Source organism: Micromonospora sp. NPDC093243, from assembly GCF_044753725.1.
In the GTDB taxonomy this organism is placed as follows: Bacteria; Actinomycetota; Actinomycetes; order Mycobacteriales; family Micromonosporaceae; genus Micromonospora.
Genome location: NZ_JBIVNT010000005.1, coordinates 717,842 through 733,974, shown reverse-complemented (window position 1 = coordinate 733,974; position 16,133 = coordinate 717,842). Strand labels below are relative to the sequence as shown.

Sequence of the window (16,133 nt, the reverse complement as noted above, 5' to 3'; positions counted from 1 at the left end):
CCAAACCTAAAGATTCGACCAGTCCGGGGTATAAATCATAATTGGCACTGGCTTATCAAGCACCCTGTTGAGTTCTCAAAGAACAACCACACACCATCAGAAGAACCCCCACCAGGAGGCCCCCATCCGGGGCAATTCCGTTCACCGTCCCCGCCGCTCCCGCGCCGGGCACTTTTACTACGTTACCCGCTGGTTTCTGCCGTGTCAAACCGCTGTGTTGCGGCTTGTCGTGCTTCGAACCCTTTTGCGGGCACCGCGACTCGACCGGCTTTCGCCGCTCTCGTAACGGGGTCCGGCAGACCGGCCGCCGCGGTTTCCCGCGAACTCGCCCGGCGCCCTGCCGGCTGTGAACCTTACCCGGTCGGTTCCGCCTCGCCAAATCCGCCTCGCGGCGAAGTTGGGGCACCACCCGGTACCGGGTTCTGAAGGGTTACAACCCATCCGACTCCGAAGTCATTCCCGGCAGCTGCCGGAGCCCTCGGCTTCCGATGGACGACAACACGTCTCGCCCGGTGGTCATTCCCGCGCTCCGGCCTATCAGGACTTTCGCCCTGTTTCGTCCGTTCCGCGCTGGCAGAGAGAAAGTTACGCGCCCGGCGGATTGATCGTCAAATCCACCGGGCGCGTCCCGCGTCACACCGTCGACGTACGACTATTGCCGCAGCTCAACCCCGGCGAACGACCGCTTGCCACGGCGCAGCACCAGGTACCGGTCGTGCAGCAGGTCGCTCGGAGAGACGGTCGCGTCGACCTCGGTCACCCGGTTGTTGTTCACGTACGCGCCGCCCTCGGCGATCACCCGCCGCGCCTCCTTCATGCTCGGCACCAGCCCGGAGTCCCGGAGCAGGCCGGCCACGTCGGGCAGCTCGGTGAGCTGCACCAGCCCGGCCTCGGTGAGCGCGGCCCGCAACGTGGCCAGGCTCAGCTCGTCGAGCGACCCCCGGCCGAAGAGCGCCTGGCTCGCGGCCACCGCCTGGGCCATCTCCCGCTCACCGTGCACGAGAGTGGTCAGCTCCTCGGCGAGTGCCCGCTGCGCCAGCCGCGCCGCCGGACGCTCCGCGGTCGCCTTCTCCAGCTCCTCCAGCTCCTCACGGGAGCGGAAGCTGAAGTAGCGCAGGTAGCGGGTCACGTCCCGGTCATCGGCGTTCACCCAGAACTGGTAGAACGCGTACGGGCTGGTCATCTCCGGGTCGAGCCAGACCGCGCCGGTCTCGCTCTTGCCGAACTTGGTGCCGTCGGACTTCGTCACCAGCGGGGTGGTGAACGCCTGCACCGGCCCGGCCCCGCGGCGGCGGATGTAGTCCACGCCGGCGGTGATGTTGCCCCACTGGTCGGAGCCGCCGTACTGAAGCTGACAGCCGTGCCGTCGGTGCAGCTCGAAGAAGTCGTTGGCCTGCAGTAGCTGGTAGCTGAACTCGGTGTAGCTGATGCCCGTCTCCAGTCGGGCCTTGACCACCTCGCGGGCGAGCATCTTGTTGACCGGGAAATGCTTGCCCACGTCCCGGAGAAACTCCACCACCGACATCTCGCCGGTCCAGTCGAGGTTGTTGACCAGCTGGGCCGCGTTCTCCCCGGTGTACGAGACGAAGGGGGCGAGCTGGTCCCGGATGCGCTGGACCCAGCCGGCGATCACCTCGGGCGGGTTGAGGGTGCGCTCGGCGCTCTCCTTCGGGTCGCCGATCTGGCCGGTCGCCCCGCCGACCAGCAGCAGCGGGCGGTGCCCGGCCAACTGAAGTCGCCGGCCCATCACGACCTGCATGAGGTTGCCGACGTGCAGACTCGGCGCGGTCGGGTCGAAGCCCACATAGAAGGTGGCGCTCCCGCCGTCGAGCAGCTCGCGCAGCTCGTCGAGGCCGGTCGAGTCCTGGATCAGGCCCCGCCAGAGCAGGTCATCGGTCAGGGAGTCCCGCCGGGACGGCGGGAGGCTGCTGTCGCTCACGGTCACCGATTCTCCCCCATCGCCGGCGCCGGACCGTACCGGGTTTCGCCGAACACCGCCGGATACGCTGGCCCTCTCATGATCGAGGAGGCGTTCGTCGTGGAGAAGCCGGACCTGACCGGAGGCTTTGTCGCCCTGCTGGGCCTGAAGTTCGACGAGGCGACCGCCGACCGGGTGGTCATCCGGTGGCAGGTCCGCCCGGAGCTGCACCAGCCGTTCGGCATCCAGCACGGCGGGGTCTACTGCTCGGTGGTGGAGACCGCGGCCAGCGTCGGCGCCTCGCTCTGGCTGGCCGATCGTGGCACGGTCGTCGGCGTGGCGAACCAGACCGACTTCCTGCGCGCGGTCCGGGAGGGCGAGCTCACCGCGGTCGGTACGCCGGTGCATCGCGGGCGCAGCCAGCAGCTCTGGCAGGTGGTCATCACCGACGGCGAGGACCGGCTCGTCGCCCGCGGCCAGGTCCGGCTGCAGAACCTCTCCCCCACCGCCTGACCCGCACCACAGCACGCACCCACCCGGCATAGCGGCCAAGCCCGGGAGAGACACCCGACGACTGACCCATTTGCGACAACTGCGGCGGTTGACGCGGTTATCGTCGCGTCGATGACACCGCCCGCCGCCGGTCCGACGTGAGGAAGGTCCTCGCCGCTACCCTCGGCGTCCTCTCCGCCGTCGGCGGCTTCGTGGACATCGGTGACCTGGTGGCGGCGAGCCAGGCCGGCGCCCGGTTCGGGATGAGCCACTCCTGGGTGCTGTTGGTCGGCGTGATCGGCATCTGCGCGTACGCCGACATGGCCGGACGGATCGCGGCGGTGACCGGACGGGCGGTCTTCGACCTGGTCCGCGAGCGCCTCGGCGCACGGATCGCGCTGCTCAATCTGGTCGCGTCGTACCTGGTCACGGTGCTCACCCTGGCGGCGGAGCTGGGCGGCGTGGCGCTCGCGCTGCGGTTGGCCTCCGGGCTGCCGTACCTCGTCTGGGTGCCGATCGCCGGCTTCGTGGTCTGGCTGGTGCTCTGGCGGATGCGCTTCCCGTTGATGGAACGGGTGTGGGGGCTCGCCGGGTTGGCCCTGGTGGTGTTCGCGGTCGCGCTGTTCGCGCTGCCCACCGACTGGGCCGGCCTGGCCCGCGGGGTGGTGGACCTGACCGAGGCCGGATACGGCTGGGCCGCCTACTGGTTCGTCGCGGTGGCGCTCTTCGCCTCCACGGTCAGCCCGTACGAGGTGGTCTTCTTCTCCTCCGGAGGCGTCGAGGAGCGGTGGAGCGAGGCCGACCTGGCCGACGCCCGCTCCAGCGTGCTGATCGGGTTCCCGATGGGCGGGTTCCTCGCGTTGTCGCTGATCGCCACCGCGACGGTGGTCTTCCACCCGACCGGGGTGTCGGTGGACCGGCTCGAGCAGGTGGCGGAGCCGGCGGTGCTGGCGTTCGGTGCGGTGGGCCTGGCCGTCGCGGCGCTGGCGTTCTTCGCGGTGACCTTCGGCGCCGCCCTGGAGACCGGGCTCTCCGCCGCGTACGCGGCCGCGCAGTACTTCGGCTGGCAGTGGGGCAAACGGGTCAGCCCCCGGGAGGCCGCCCGGTTCCACGCGGTGCTGCTGGTGAGCATCCTGCTCGGGGTGCTGGTGCTGCTCAGCACGGTCGACCCGATCACGCTCACCGAGTACATGCTGATCGTCAGCGCCGTCGCACTGCCGCTGACGTACCTGCCCATCCTGATCGTCGCGAACGACCGGACGTACCTCGGCGACCGGGTCAACGGACGCTTCATGAACCTGCTGGGGGCGGTGTTTCTGCTGCTCATCGTGGCCGCCTCGATCGCCGCGATCCCGCTGGCGATCACCACGAGGATGGGGCAGTGAGGTTCCAGCTCGGGCGGCAGCTGCTGGACCGCCAGCTCGTCGACGTCGACGGGCGGCTGGTCGGCAAGGTCGACGACATCGAGTTCGACCTGGACGACGACCAGGTCCCGTACGTGCGCACCCTGCTGGTCGGGCCGGGCGCGCTCGGGGAAAGGGTCGGCGGACGCCTGGGCCGGCTGCTGATCCTGGCGGCCGAGCGGTTCGTCACCGACCGGCCGGTGACCGCACTGCGGATCCCGTTTCACCTGGTCACCCGGGTGGACAGCGCGGTGTGGCTGAGCGCCCGGGCCGACGAGCTGCCCGAGTCACCGGTGGAGGAGTGGCTGCGCCGGCATGTGATCGACCGCATCCCCGGGTCGGGCCATGCGAGCGGGTGAGCTGCTCGGCCGGACGGCGTACGACCGGCACGGCCGGCGGCTCGGCCAGGTGGTGGACCTGGTGGTGCGGGGTGGGTTTCCCGACGGCCGGCTCCGGCTCACCGACGTGGTCGTCGGCGGCCACTGGTACGGCCGGGTCAGTGGCCGGTTCATCGGGCCCGAGCGGCATCCGTCCGGGCCGTGGGTGATCCGGCTGGTGGCGCGGCGGCTGGCCCGCAGCACCTGGCTGGTGCCGCTCGACCAGGTCCGGCTCGACCCGCCGGTGCCCGACTTCCCCACCGGCCCTCCGCCGGGAAGCTGATCGGGCCGGAGGCCGGTCAGCCGCGCGCCTGGTCGAGGGCAGGCTCGGCGTCGGGCTCGGCGTCGGCGTCGGCGGGCGGTTCGGGGCGGCGGCGCAGCCGGACCTCGGTGATGGCCCGGTGGTCGATCCGGGCGACCTCCAGCTGCCAACCGTCGACGGTGACGTCCTCCCCCGGCACGGTCGGGATGTGCCCGAGGCAGGCGAGCACCAGGCCGGCGATCGTGGTGTAGTCGCCGTCCGGCCGGCCCGGCAGCGTGACGCCGATGTCCGGCAGGTCGTGCACCGGGAAGGTGCCGGGCAGCCGCAGCGCCCCGTCCGGTTCGGTACGCACCGAACGCACGTCGCGGTCGGTCTCGTCGTAGATCTCGCCGACGATCTCCTCCAGGATGTCCTCGAGGGTGACGATGCCGTCGACCGCGCCACGTTCGTCGACCACCAGCGCGATGTGCTGGCGTTCGGCCTTGAACTGGCGCAGCGCGTCCACCACCGGCAGCGAGTCGGGCAGCAGCATCGGCGGCCGGGCACACTCGTCGACCGACCGGTCGTCCGGCACCCCGACCAGGTCCCGCAGGTGGATCACGCCGACCGCGTCGTCCAGCCCGCCGTGGCGGACCACCGGGGCCCGGGAGTGCCCGGTGGCCGCCAGCACCAGGCGGGCCGCCTCCGCGGTCGTCCCGCTGTCCAGACAGAAGACCTGCAACCGGGGCACCAGCACCGCGCGCAGCCGCCGGTCGGCGATCTCCACCGCACCGGCGATGATGGTCTGCTGCTCCTTGGTGAACCCGTGGTTGCCCGAGACGATGTCCCGCAGTTCGTCCGGGCTGATCTCGTCGCGCTGCGGGTTCGGGTCCAGCCCGACCAGGCGGACGACCATGTCACTGGTGGCGCCGAGGGCCCAGACCGCCGGGCGGGTGAGGCTGGCGAGCAGGTCCAGCGGGCGGGCGACCAGCAGCGCCCAGCGCTCGGCCGACTGCATGGCGATCCGCTTCGGGGCCAGCTCGCCGAAGACCAGGGTGACGAAGGTCAGCGCCAGGGTCACCACGACGATGGCGACCGGCTCGGCCGCGTCACCGAGCCCGCCCAGCAGCGGCACGAGCGGCTTGGCCAGGGACACCGCGGCGGCGGCCGAGGCGAGGAAACCGGCCAGGGTGATACCGATCTGGATGGTGGCCAGGAACCGGTTCGGGTCGGTCGCCAGGCGGGCCAGCACCCGGCCGGCGCGGCTGGCACGTTCCAGCCGCTGCACCTGGCTGTCCCGCAGCGAGACCAGCGCCATCTCGCTGCCGGCGAAAGCGGCGTTGAGGACCACCAGGACTCCGACCAAGGCCAGTTGGCCCCAGTAGCTCTGCACGCCGGCTCTCTCCCTCACCCGAGGCACGCCGGACGGCACCGGCGCCGCCGCCCGGAGGCCCCGGCCGGCGTACGCGCATCAGTGCCCAACTCCCCGGGGGGTGAACCCTCCGTCCACCGTCCGGGTGAGCCGACTATCAGGCCGGCGAGGCGACCGCCGGCTCCGGCAGGTCGAGCACGTACCCGTCGCCCTCGCGGTGGAAGCCGAGCCGGTGGTAGTAGGGGGCGACCATGCCGGGCGGGCTGACCACCCGGCGGAAGCCCCGGTCGGTGAAGAGGCTGCTGCGCCGGTAGACGAACTCCCCCGGGGTGAAGTCGCGGAACCGCTTGGTGACGTAGTCCAGGTCGATCTGCGCGACGCCGCGCGCCTCGGCGTGCGCGAGCACCACCCCGACCACCTCGTCGGCGCGGACCACCAGGAACGCGGAGCGGTCATCCTCGGACGTCGACCGCTGCTGCACCGGCCACTCGAAGCCGGGATTGAACCGGGCGATATCGGCGGCGTGCACCCGCAGCGTGTGGGCCAGGAACTGGTCGTGGACGCCGACCTCGACCACCTGGTAGGTCGCCTCGTCGTGCCGGGTGGCGAGCATCTTCCGCAGGTACCAGACGTTGATCACGGCCAGCACGATGTTCAACCCGACCATCGGCCAGACCTGCACGGCGCCGTTGTAGCCGATCAGGATCAGACAACCGAGCAGGTTCAGGGCGCGCAACCGGAGGATGCGGGTCTGCAGCAGGGACCAGACCAGCACCACGGAGCCGACCCAGCCGACGAGTTCCAGCCAGTTCACCCCGCAAGGGTAGTCCCCGCGCTGGCCAGCCCGGCCCGCGCGCGCCGGCGGCCCGACTCAGGCGGGCAGCTCCAGCACGTACTCCTGCACGTCGTGGCCGCGACCGGCGGCGTAGCCGTGATCCTCCCCGCGGATGACGAAACCACACTTGCGCAGCACCGCGAGCGAGCCGAGGTTGTCCTTGGCGGCCCGGGCGTGCAGCGGACGCTGCGGCAGCTCGGCCAGCAGCGCGCCCAGCGCGCGGGTGGCGTAGCCCCGGCCCCACTGCCGCCGGTCGATCCAGTAGCTGACCTCGGTCCGCTCGCCGACCGGGAAGGCGAGCACGTAGCCGACCACCTGGCCGTCGACGGTGACCGTCCGGGACACGATCGCCGGGTCGGTGCGGACGCGCTGCCAGTGGTCGGCGAAGGCCTGCCGGTCGGCCGGGTCGTCGGGGGTGAACGCCGCCATCCGGATCGCCTCCGGGTCCAGCTGATTGCGGTAGAACTCCGGTAGGTCGTCGTCGCGCACGGGACGCAGGCGCAGGTCAGCGGTCACGGCCCGAGGATAGGTCCGACCACCGACATCGGGCGTCGGACCCGCAACCGAAGCCGAGCCAGCGCGGCAGGGGGCGGGCGCGGACCGGGCCACGGGGCGGCGGGAGCGTGGAACCCGGCACGGCACGGAGCCCGGCACGGCGCGGGACCGGGTCACCGCACCGCGAGGGCGGCGGGAGCGCGGAACCCGGCACGGCACGGAGCCCGGCACGGCGCGGGACCGGGCCACCGCACCGCGAGGGCGGCGGGAGGGCGGAGCCCGGCACGGCGCGGAACCCGGCACGGTACGGAGGCCCGCACGGCGCGGGCGGCGGCGGTTGATGCGGCGCGCCGCGCGTTGAACGGGCGGAGAATGAGCGGATGAGACGGATACGTAGCGGACCATCCCGACGGCCGGCGCCGTTATCCGGACGCCGGGCCGTGGGCGCGACCTCGGTCGGCGCCCTCGCCGTCGGTGCCCGGGCCGTGGGGGCGGCCGCCCTCGGATCGCTGGCGGTTTCGGCGCTGGCGGGCGGGGCCGCCGCGGTGGCGGTACTGGCAATCGGACGACTCACGATCCGCCGGGCGGTCATCCGGGACCTGCGCATCGGCCGCCTGGAGGTCGACGAGTTGCTCGTGCACCGCCAACCCGCCCAACCGCCACCCACCCGCGGATAACCTCCCCTCCCACCTCCCGCGATCATGCAGTTGTGGTGCCTCACAGAACCGGCATAGCCGGAGGCAACGGGCACCACAACTGCATGATCGACACGGGCGGGGGTGGGGAAATGGGGGTGGGTGGGGGGTGGTGGGTTGAGAATTGCCGGGTCTAGGTGTGGGAGGGCAGATGAACCGAGCCGTCGTCGTGGGAGTGGACGGATCACCGTCGAGTCTGGTGGCGGCCGAGCATGCCGCTTGGGCCGCCGCGCTGCGCTCGCTTCCCCTGCACCTGGTGCACGGCTACCTGCACCCGCTCGGGTCCGGCGTGCCGCTGAACCCGTACGACCTGGGGCTGCCGGAGCCGAGCGACGAGGGCCAGCAGATGCTGGAGCGGACCGCCGCCGAGCTGACCGGACGCTGGCCGGGCGTCACCGTGGAGTTCCGCCAGGTGGCCGGTGGGCCGGGCGCGAGCCTGGTCGAGGAGTCCGGGCGGGCGGAGCTGGTGGTGGTGGGCAGCCGGGGCCACGGTGGCTTCGCCGGGCTGCTGCTCGGCTCGGTCGGCACCCAGGTCTCCGCGCACGCGCGCTGCCCGGTGCTGGTGGTACGCCCCGCCGAGGCGCCCGCCCCGGTCGACGGCGCGGTGCTGGTCGGCGTGGACGGGTCCGAGCTCGCCGAGCTGGCCGTCCGGCAGGCCGCCGACGAGGCGGCGCGCCGGCAGGCGGAGCTGGTCCTGGTGCACATCCGGACGGGCCGCGGCCACGCCGGCCCGGACGAGGTGCCGGCGGGGGCCGACCAGCCGCTCCTCACGGCAGCGGCTGACGTGCAGGGCAGTCATCCGGGCCTGGCCGTGACGCAGCGGGTGTTGGACACCGCCGACGCGGCGGCGGCGCTGGTCGAGGCGAGCGGCGAGGCGGCCCTGGTGGTGGTCGGATCGCGGGGCCGGGGCGGGTTCGCCGGGCTGCTGCTCGGCTCGGTCAGCCAGGCGCTGGTGCAGCACGCGCACTGCCCCGTGTTGATCGCTCACCCGCACGGCCACGCCCGCTGACCCGCCCGCCGGCCCGGCAGCGCCCGCCGGCCCGGCAACGCCCGCTAGAACCACCCGCCGGCCCGGCAACACCGCTAAACCGCCGGCCCCGCAACACCGCTAAACCGCCGGCCCGGCAACACCGCTAAACCGCCGGCCCGGCAACGCCCCGCGGGCCGGGCCAGCGGGCCCGGCCGGCGGTCGGGGCGGTCAGCGGTCGGAGCGGCCGAGCAGTTCCTCGAACGAGGTGGTGAGGGCGAACGGGTCGACCGGGCCGGCCGACGGCGGCCGGCGGTGCATCTCGTCGGCCAGTTCGGCGGCGGCCCGGCTGATCCGGGCCCGCAGTGCGCCGTCGGCCGCGCCGCCGGACCAGTCCTCCGGCGCGGCGAAGACGGCGGTGGGCACCATCACCGCGCGCAGGTGGCTGAACATCGGCCGGACCGCGTGCTCCAGCGCGAGCGAGTGCCGGGCGGTGCCGCCGGTGGCGCCGGCCAGCACCGGCCGGCCGATCAGCGCGTCGGCCTCGACCAGGTCGAAGAAGGACTTGAACAGCCCGTTGTAGGAGGCGTTGAAGATCGGGGTGACCGCGATCAACCCGTCCGCGCCGGTGACCGTGTCGAGCACCTCTTTCAGCGGGGCCGACGGGAAGCCGGTGAGCAGGTGGTTGACCACGTCGTGGGCGTGCTCGCGCAGGTCGACCGGGCGGAGCTCGACGGCGTCGCCCCGCCGGGCCAGCTCGTCGCGGGTGGCCGCGGCGAGCTGGTCGGCGAGTAGCCGGGTGGACGACGGCTGGCTGAGCCCGGCCGACACCACGGCGAGGATGCGCTGGGTCATCGGTTCACCTCGGGCGCCTTACCGGTCACGTCGTCGACGGCGTGCACGGTGCTGTCCTTGGCACCGCCCGCCGCGGCGACCAGCGAGGCGTGGGTCGGCGCCGCCGGCACGTGCGCGGGACGCAGCGCGTCGAACTCCTTGCGCAGCACCGGCACGACCTCCTCGCCGAGCAGGTCGAGCTGCTCCAGCACGGTCTTGAGCGGCAACCCGGCGTGGTCCATCAGGAAGAGCTGGCGCTGGTAGTCGCCGACGTACTCGCGGAAGCCGAGGGTGCGGTCGATGACCTGCTGCGGACTGCCAACGGTCAGCGGGGTCTGCGAGGTGAACTCCTCCATCGACGGCCCGTGCCCGTACACCGGGGCGTTGTCGAAGTACGGCCGGAACTCCCGGACCGCGTCCTGCGAGTTCCTGCGCATGAACACCTGGCCGCCGAGGCCGACGATGGCCTGGTCGGCGGAGCCGTGGCCGTAGTGCGCGAAGCGCTGCCGGTAGAGCTGGATCATCCGCTGGGTGTGCTCCTTGGGCCAGAAGATGTGGTTGGCGAAGAAGCCGTCACCGTAGTACGCGGCCTGCTCGGCGATCTCGGGGCTGCGGATCGAGCCGTGCCAGACGAACGGCGGGACGCCGTCGAGCGGCCGCGGGGTCGAGGTGAACGACTGCAACGGGGTACGGAACCGGCCCTTCCAGTCCACCACGTCCTCCCGCCACAGTCGGTGCAGCAGGTCGTAGTTCTCGATGGCCAGCGGGATCCCGTTGCGGATGTCCTGGCCGAACCAGGGGTAGACCGGCCCGGTGTTGCCACGCCCCATCATCAGGTCGACCCGGCCGTCGGCCAGGTGCTGCAGCATCGCGTAGTCCTCGGCGATCTTCACCGGGTCGTTGGTGGTGATCAGGGTGGTCGCGGTCGAGAGCAGCAGCCGGGACGTACGCGCGGCGATGTAGCCCAGCATGGTGGTGGGCGACGAGGGTACGAACGGCGGGTTGTGGTGCTCGCCGGTGGCGAAGACGTCGAGGCCGACCTCTTCGGCCTTGAGCGCGATGGTCACCATCGCCTTGATCCGCTCATGCTCGGTCGGCTCCCGACCGGTGGTCGGGTCGACCGTGACGTCGCCGACGGTGAAGACTCCGAACTGCATGACCGCTCCTCGGGATGTCTGCCGGGGCCGTGGTGGACCCGGACGCATCCGAAAACATATTTGACGCGTCAAAAATTTCAGCGGCAAGCACCTCGGGGGTGACAGCGGTCACAGCTTGCCCCAGGCGGGCGGGGACGGTGCGCGCCGGGTTCAGCCGCCCGCGACCGAGGGCAGCACCTGGACCTCGGCGCCGTCGGGCACCGGGGCCTCGAGCCCGCCGACGTGCCGGCAGTCCTCCCCGTCGACGTAGACGTTGACGTAGCGGCGCAGCTCGCCGCGCTCGTCACGGATCCGGCGGGCCAGCCGGGGCCAGGACACGGCCAGCTCGTCGAGCACCACCCGCAGCGAACCGGCGACCGCAACGGTCAGCCGGCCGGCCCCACCCGCCTCGCCGCGTAGCGGGCCGGGCAGCAGCACGGTGACCACTCAGACCTCCGCTGCCCGGACGCAGAGCACGTCCGGCAGGTGCGCGGCGACCAGCGCCCACGACTCGCCCTCGTCGCGGCTCGCGTAGACCTCGCCGGAGCGGGTGCCGAGATAGACCCCGCCGGGCTCGGCGTCGTCGGTGCACATCGCGTCGCGCAGCACGGACGGATAGAAGGGCGCCTCGGGCAGGCCCGCGCTCAGCGGCTGCCAGCTCTGCCCGGCGTCGGCGGAACGGTAGACCCGGCAGTGGTGCCCGACCGGCCACCGCTCGCCGTCGGCGGCCAGCGGAAAGGTGAAGACCGTGTCGGGCCGGCCGGGCAGCGACACGATCGGGAACCCGAAGTCGCTGGGCAGGCCCTCGGCGATCGACGCCCAGGTGTGCCCACCGTCGTCGGACCGGTAGACCCCGTGGTGGTTCTGCGCGTAGAGCCGCTCCGGATCACCGGCGTCACGGACGACCTTGTGCACGCACTGGCCGAACTCGGGCCACTCGTCGGGCAGGAAGTAGGCGCGGATGCCGGTGTTGCCGGGCGCCCAGGTCTGGCCGCCGTCGTCGGTGCGGTAGACGCCGCCGGTGGACATGGCGACCACGACCTGGTCGGCATCGCTCGGGTGCGGCAGCACGGTGTGCACCGCCTGCCCGCCGAAGCCGGCACCCCACTGCTCGCGGTGCGGGTGGTCCCAGAGCCCTCGGACCAGCTGGTAGCTGACCCCGCCGTCGTCGGAACGGAACAGCGCGGACGGCTGGGTGCCGGCCCAGACGACATCGGGCTGGTCCGGCCCGGCCGGGGTGAGCTGCCAGACCCGGTCCAGGCTCGCCCCGGTGTCGGCCGGAAACGCGACCGGCGGCTGCTCCGGCTCCTGCCAGGAGGCGCCGAGATCGTCGCTGGTGGCCACGCTCGGGCCGAAGTGCGAGCTGGTCATCCCGGCGAGCAGGCGGGGCGTGGACCGCCGCTTGTCGATCGCGACCGCGTAGACACCGGTCATCGGGAAGTGTGGGCCGCTGACCTGCCAGTTGCGCCGGCCGTCCGTGCTGGTGGCGAGGAAGAGCCCCTTACCGGTGCCGATGGCGAGCAGGGTGGACATGTGCCGTCCTCCGATCCTCGGGCGTCGTGTCGGCGTGATTATGGCCACACCCACCGACAGAACGACAGCGCCCGCCCCGGCGGGCCGGGAAATCCCCGGACGATCGAGCGTCAGCGCCGGGTGCGCGGCGTGTGGCGGCGGTAGGCGCTCACCGTCGGGTCGCCCTCGATCCAGAACCGCCACGGGACGTCGTGCGCCCCGGTCACCCCGACCCGCGGGCCGGCGGCCACCGCCGCCGGGGGCACCGGCGCGGCACCCGGCCGCAGCCGGACCGGGCCGTCGCCGAGCAGGTACCGCCCGTACACCGTCCGGTCGATGCCCAGGGCCGCGCAGAGCCGGGCCGGTCCACGCGCGAGGTCCAGATCCCGGCGTACGGCGGTGCGCCGGGCCCGGGCCACGTCGAGGCCGTCGACCACCTCGCCGGCGCGCAGCAGCACCGCCGAGGCCTCACCGTCCGGCCCGGTGACGACGTTCATGCACCAGTGCATGCCGTAGGTGAAGTAGACGTAGGCGTGCCCGGCCGGGCCGAACATCACCGTGTTCCGCGCGGTTCGGCCCCGGTGGGCGTGCGAGGCCGGGTCACCGGCGGTACCGGCGTACGCCTCGACCTCGGTGATCCGCACCGTGACCCCGCCGGCGGAGAGCAAGCAGCCGAGCAGCCCTCGGGCGGCCGGCACCACCGGGCCGGCGAGCAGCGCCGCCAGCGCGGCGAGGCCGTCGGTGTCGGCGCGGCCCTGCGGGAGAGCGTCCATGCGCCGACGGTACCCAGCCGTCGTCGGTCCGCCCCGCGCCGGGCGATTCTCGCGACCACCGGGGGCGGTCAGGCACGCCCACGGGAGCACCTGCCGGACAGGAACCGTTCATCCGTTCGCCATTCCGGGTCACGAAACCCGGGCGCCGCCGCGGGGGTGTAACCGCCGTCGCCGCAACACGGCGGCGCGCTCCGGGGCACCCGCCGCCGGCCGAAGTCACACCGAAAGGGACCGACCATGAAGGTACGCCCGTTCCGCCTGCCCCTGATCGTCATCGGCCTGATCGCCGCCGGCGCGACCCTGGCCTACGCTCCCTCGGCCAGCGCCACCACCTCGCCGCAGCAGCGGGCCGTGGCCCTCTCCGACGGCGCCCCGCTGACCGCCGTGTCGCTCGGTGGCGCGGCGAAGATCGACGCCAACGGAGCGGCGGTCCACGTGCCGATCACGCTGACCTGCTCGCAGCCCACCCAGGTCGACCTGACCGTGAAGGTCGCCCAGGCGATCGGCGACACGGTGCGCACCGGGACGACCACCCGGAAGGTCGCCTGCGACGGGACGACCCAGCGGATCCGCATCGCGGTGACCCCGATCGACCGGCCGTACGCCCCGGGGGTGGCCTTCGGCACGGTCACCGGCAACTCCTGCGACGCGCTGTGCAACTCGCTGACCGACGAGCACCGGTTCGACCTCGCGCTCTGATCCGGGGGTGACTGGCGGCGTCTCGGCTCTCCGGGGCGCCGCCGCCCTGTACCCCGCTGGGGAAAGCCGGTGTCAGCGGCCAGTTCGGCCAGGCGCTCACCCGAGGGTCGGGCCGAGCTCACCCTCGGCTTCGCCGCGGTCTCCGACGTTGAGCCCGACCACCACGGAGAGTGGAGCCGACCGTGATCTATGTTCAGTGAGATCTTGAAGGACGAGCAGGATCGAGGACCTGACGCATGACAAGTGCACCGCCGAATGGCTTGCCGCGTTACCGGTTACTGACCGGGCCCGACGATGAGAGCTTCTGCCGCAGGGTCACGGAGATGCTCGACCTCGGGTTCCGCCTCCACGGCGACCCAGCCATCACCTTCAACGGTGAACGGGTCATCGTTGCTCAGGCCCTGGTGTGGGCGCGGGCCGAACACGCGCCTCAGCCGGACCGCCCGGCGTCCTGTGTGGTGGGCGGATGAAGGCTGGTCGCGCGACCGCATCGCCGACGCCCACGTGGTCGTGACCGGCCGGGGCTGAGCGCCATCGGAAGCTGCCGCCCCGGGTGGCGGGTCAGGCTGGTTCGGTTGGGCCTGCTGAAGACGGTCCTCAGCAGGCCCAACCTGGTCCGCGCGCGACACCGCGAACATCGGCAGACGAGCCGAGCGCTACCGCGATCCGTTGAGGGCTGTCGCCAGCGCCTCGGCAAACGACGTGTTGGCAGCGGTCCCGCTCACCCCGAGCCGCCAGGTGCCTCCGGGAAGGTCGCCGAGCGGCAACGATCGTCCGCCGGGCTGCCACAGCGGCTGCCACGCGATGGTTCCGCCGGGTCGGTGGAACCATCGGTTGTCCTCGCTCCAGGCCGAGCCGGCGCGGTAGGCGGCCGCCAGCGTGGTCGTGTCGTCGGTGGCGAGTGTCCAACGGGTGAAACCCGCGGCGTCGCCGTCCCTGTCCTGCTGGCCGGGGTCGCCGAGCCGCGGCAGGGCCGAGTCCAGACTCCACGCGGCTTCCCAGACCGGCGCGCTGGTCGGGCCGGCCACGTGCCAGACGAAGGTGAGGTCCGTGGTGGCCGGGTCGAATCGGAACCGCCAGTCGACGGTCACCGGCTCGTCGCCGAGGGGTATGCCGTTGAGGCTCATGTCGGTGCCGTCGGCGGAGACGGTCACGTCCCTGGCGGCACCCGCCACGTCTGTCGGCCCGAAGGCTCCGACCGCGAGGTAGGGCGCCGTGGAGCGGAACGACGAGTCCGTGACTGGTCGGTACTCGCCACGTCCGGCGGGATCCGCGCCGTAGGAGACCAGCCGCGCCCGGGGTGCTGTCTGCACGACCGCCTGGTAGTAGGGGGTGGTGACGATTCGGCCCTTCGTGACCACCGGCGTGCGCCAGTGCAGCGGTGCCAGCCAGAGTCCTCCCTGACCCCAGCCGGCGCCGGTGACGTACCAGTCGCCGGTGCCGGAGTCGTCCTTGACCACCTCGGCGGCGTGCGCGTTGATCTGCCCCGCCAGCTGGTCGACGGTGAAGTGGAAGGGGTCGGCGCTGCGGTACACGCGGGTGTCCTGGTATCCGCTCTCGCAGCAGACGAAGAGGTACCACGACCCGCCGTGGCGCACCACGAACGGCGACTCGGTCGGCCCGCCGAACGTGCCGGTGGCCGGGTGTTCGAAGGCCGTCTGCCGGGCGCCCCAGTGCACCAGGTCCCTGCTGGTGCGGTAGGCGACGATGTGGTGGCCACCGGCCGGTGTGCTGTTGGCGGTGTAGTACATCACCCACTGGTCGCCGACCCGGGTGACCATCGGGTCCCGGCCGTCGAAGCCGTCGGTGAACAGGGGGTTCGCCGGGTGCCGGGTCCAGGTCTTCAGATCCTTCGACGTGGCCAGCTGCATGCGGTAGGCCGTGTGGTCGGCGGTGCCGCCCGCGTAGTACATGTAGTAGGTGCCGCCGTGGAACAGGACGTACGGCGCCCAGATGTGGCTCTCGCCGGCGGCCGGGTCGGCCTCCAGCGCGAAGGGCTGCTTCGTCCAGGGTCCGCGCGGGGACGGTGCCGTGGCGTGGCCGAAGAACCGCTCGTCCAGCGGGTTGGCGGGCTCGGCGTGGGTGATCGCGAAGATGTGCCACTGTCCCGTCTTGCGGTCGCGCACCATGGTGTGGTCGTTGTAGTACCAGCGCTCGTCCTCCCCCACGCTCGGGTCGTAGACGGGCACGAAGTCACCGGCGCCGACCACGGTCGAGCGGTTCTCGTACGGCTGGTTGTCGATCGCGGCCGGGTCGGCCGCCCGGGCCGCGACCGGTGTCGCGACCAGGCTCAGGGCGAGGGCGAACAGCGCGGCCAGCCGGCCAACGCGGGACGGTGTTCGGGACATCGCTTTCCTCCAGGGCTCGGTGCGGGTTCGCGGTGG

General features: G+C 72.4%; 18 protein-coding genes. 8 read left to right on the top strand and 10 right to left on the bottom strand.

The window, feature by feature from the left end:
- Positions 1-652: 652 nt before the first annotated feature.
- Positions 653-1,939: a tyrosine--tRNA ligase gene (gene tyrS, locus ACIP9D_RS20810; RefSeq protein WP_350875838.1), complete on the bottom strand. Its 1,287-nt coding sequence runs from the start codon at positions 1,937-1,939 to the stop codon at positions 653-655.
- Positions 1,940-2,017: 78 nt separating this feature from the next.
- Here tyrS and ACIP9D_RS20805 point away from each other — a divergent pair, with 78 nt between their 5' ends.
- The 4 genes from ACIP9D_RS20805 (at position 2,018) to ACIP9D_RS20790 (ending at position 4,473) form a co-directional block, all read left to right on the top strand.
- Complete coding sequence (locus ACIP9D_RS20805; RefSeq protein WP_350875840.1) at positions 2,018-2,431, top strand: PaaI family thioesterase; 414 nt, start codon at positions 2,018-2,020, stop codon at positions 2,429-2,431.
- A gap of 137 nt (positions 2,432-2,568) precedes the next feature.
- On the top strand, positions 2,569-3,795 hold the full coding sequence (locus ACIP9D_RS20800; protein ID WP_350875842.1) for a divalent metal cation transporter: 1,227 nt from the start codon (positions 2,569-2,571) through the stop codon (positions 3,793-3,795).
- The gene (locus tag ACIP9D_RS20795; RefSeq protein WP_350875843.1) at positions 3,792-4,172 is read left to right on the top strand and encodes a PRC-barrel domain-containing protein; all 381 of its coding nucleotides are present in this window, start codon (positions 3,792-3,794) and stop codon (positions 4,170-4,172) included. The genes ACIP9D_RS20800 and ACIP9D_RS20795 overlap by 4 nt, the downstream gene beginning before the upstream one ends.
- Positions 4,159-4,473, top strand: coding sequence for a PRC-barrel domain-containing protein (locus ACIP9D_RS20790; RefSeq protein ID WP_350875845.1), 315 nt, complete (start codon positions 4,159-4,161; stop codon positions 4,471-4,473). The genes ACIP9D_RS20795 and ACIP9D_RS20790 overlap by 14 nt, the downstream gene beginning before the upstream one ends.
- 16 nt (positions 4,474-4,489) lie before the next feature.
- On the opposite strand, the gene ACIP9D_RS20785 is transcribed toward ACIP9D_RS20790, so the two are convergent.
- The 3 genes from ACIP9D_RS20785 to ACIP9D_RS20775 all read right to left on the bottom strand — a co-directional run bounded on the left by ACIP9D_RS20785 (position 4,490) and on the right by ACIP9D_RS20775 (position 7,154).
- Positions 4,490-5,824 carry a hemolysin family protein gene (locus ACIP9D_RS20785; protein WP_350875847.1) on the bottom strand — a complete coding sequence of 445 codons (1,335 nt, stop codon included), beginning with the start codon at positions 5,822-5,824 and terminating at the stop codon, positions 4,490-4,492.
- A gap of 136 nt (positions 5,825-5,960) precedes the next feature.
- Entirely contained in the window at positions 5,961-6,617 is a 657-nt protein-coding gene (locus tag ACIP9D_RS20780; RefSeq protein ID WP_350875849.1) for a hypothetical protein, read from the bottom strand.
- Positions 6,618-6,674: 57 nt separating this feature from the next.
- A complete protein-coding gene (locus ACIP9D_RS20775; protein WP_350875851.1) occupies positions 6,675-7,154 on the bottom strand; it encodes a GNAT family N-acetyltransferase in 480 nt (159 codons plus the stop codon).
- 419 nt (positions 7,155-7,573) lie between these two features.
- Here ACIP9D_RS20775 and ACIP9D_RS20770 point away from each other — a divergent pair, with 419 nt between their 5' ends.
- Both ACIP9D_RS20770 and ACIP9D_RS20765 read left to right on the top strand, forming a co-directional pair.
- Positions 7,574-7,810 (top strand): hypothetical protein, encoded by a 237-nt coding sequence (locus tag ACIP9D_RS20770; protein WP_350875853.1) that lies wholly within the window; start codon positions 7,574-7,576, stop codon positions 7,808-7,810.
- Positions 7,811-7,979: 169 nt separating this feature from the next.
- Complete coding sequence (locus tag ACIP9D_RS20765) at positions 7,980-8,837, top strand: universal stress protein (RefSeq protein ID WP_350875855.1); 858 nt, start codon at positions 7,980-7,982, stop codon at positions 8,835-8,837.
- A 189-nt stretch (positions 8,838-9,026) separates the two neighbouring features.
- Here ACIP9D_RS20765 and ACIP9D_RS20760 read toward each other — a convergent pair whose 3' ends face one another.
- The 5 genes from ACIP9D_RS20760 to ACIP9D_RS20740 form a co-directional block, all read right to left on the bottom strand.
- Positions 9,027-9,650 (bottom strand): FMN reductase, encoded by a 624-nt coding sequence (locus ACIP9D_RS20760; RefSeq protein ID WP_350875857.1) that lies wholly within the window; start codon positions 9,648-9,650, stop codon positions 9,027-9,029.
- A complete protein-coding gene (locus tag ACIP9D_RS20755) occupies positions 9,647-10,786 on the bottom strand; it encodes an LLM class flavin-dependent oxidoreductase (RefSeq protein ID WP_350875858.1) in 1,140 nt (379 codons plus the stop codon). The genes ACIP9D_RS20760 and ACIP9D_RS20755 overlap by 4 nt, the downstream gene beginning before the upstream one ends.
- A gap of 150 nt (positions 10,787-10,936) precedes the next feature.
- Positions 10,937-11,212 carry a MoaD/ThiS family protein gene (locus ACIP9D_RS20750; protein ID WP_350875860.1) on the bottom strand — a complete coding sequence of 92 codons (276 nt, stop codon included), beginning with the start codon at positions 11,210-11,212 and terminating at the stop codon, positions 10,937-10,939.
- Positions 11,213-12,298: an exo-alpha-sialidase gene (locus ACIP9D_RS20745; RefSeq protein WP_350875862.1), complete on the bottom strand. Its 1,086-nt coding sequence runs from the start codon at positions 12,296-12,298 to the stop codon at positions 11,213-11,215.
- A 110-nt stretch (positions 12,299-12,408) separates the two neighbouring features.
- Positions 12,409-13,050 (bottom strand): DNA-3-methyladenine glycosylase, encoded by a 642-nt coding sequence (locus ACIP9D_RS20740; protein WP_350875864.1) that lies wholly within the window; start codon positions 13,048-13,050, stop codon positions 12,409-12,411.
- 237 nt (positions 13,051-13,287) lie between these two features.
- Here ACIP9D_RS20740 and ACIP9D_RS20735 point away from each other — a divergent pair, with 237 nt between their 5' ends.
- Positions 13,288-13,749 (top strand): hypothetical protein, encoded by a 462-nt coding sequence (locus ACIP9D_RS20735; protein ID WP_350875866.1) that lies wholly within the window; start codon positions 13,288-13,290, stop codon positions 13,747-13,749.
- A 236-nt stretch (positions 13,750-13,985) separates the two neighbouring features.
- A complete protein-coding gene (locus ACIP9D_RS20730) occupies positions 13,986-14,219 on the top strand; it encodes a DUF1737 domain-containing protein (protein WP_350875868.1) in 234 nt (77 codons plus the stop codon).
- A 186-nt stretch (positions 14,220-14,405) separates the two neighbouring features.
- Here the strand turns inward: ACIP9D_RS20730 and ACIP9D_RS20725 are convergent, their stop codons facing one another.
- Positions 14,406-16,097 (bottom strand): glycoside hydrolase, encoded by a 1,692-nt coding sequence (locus ACIP9D_RS20725; RefSeq protein ID WP_350875870.1) that lies wholly within the window; start codon positions 16,095-16,097, stop codon positions 14,406-14,408.
- Positions 16,098-16,133 lie beyond the last annotated feature (36 nt).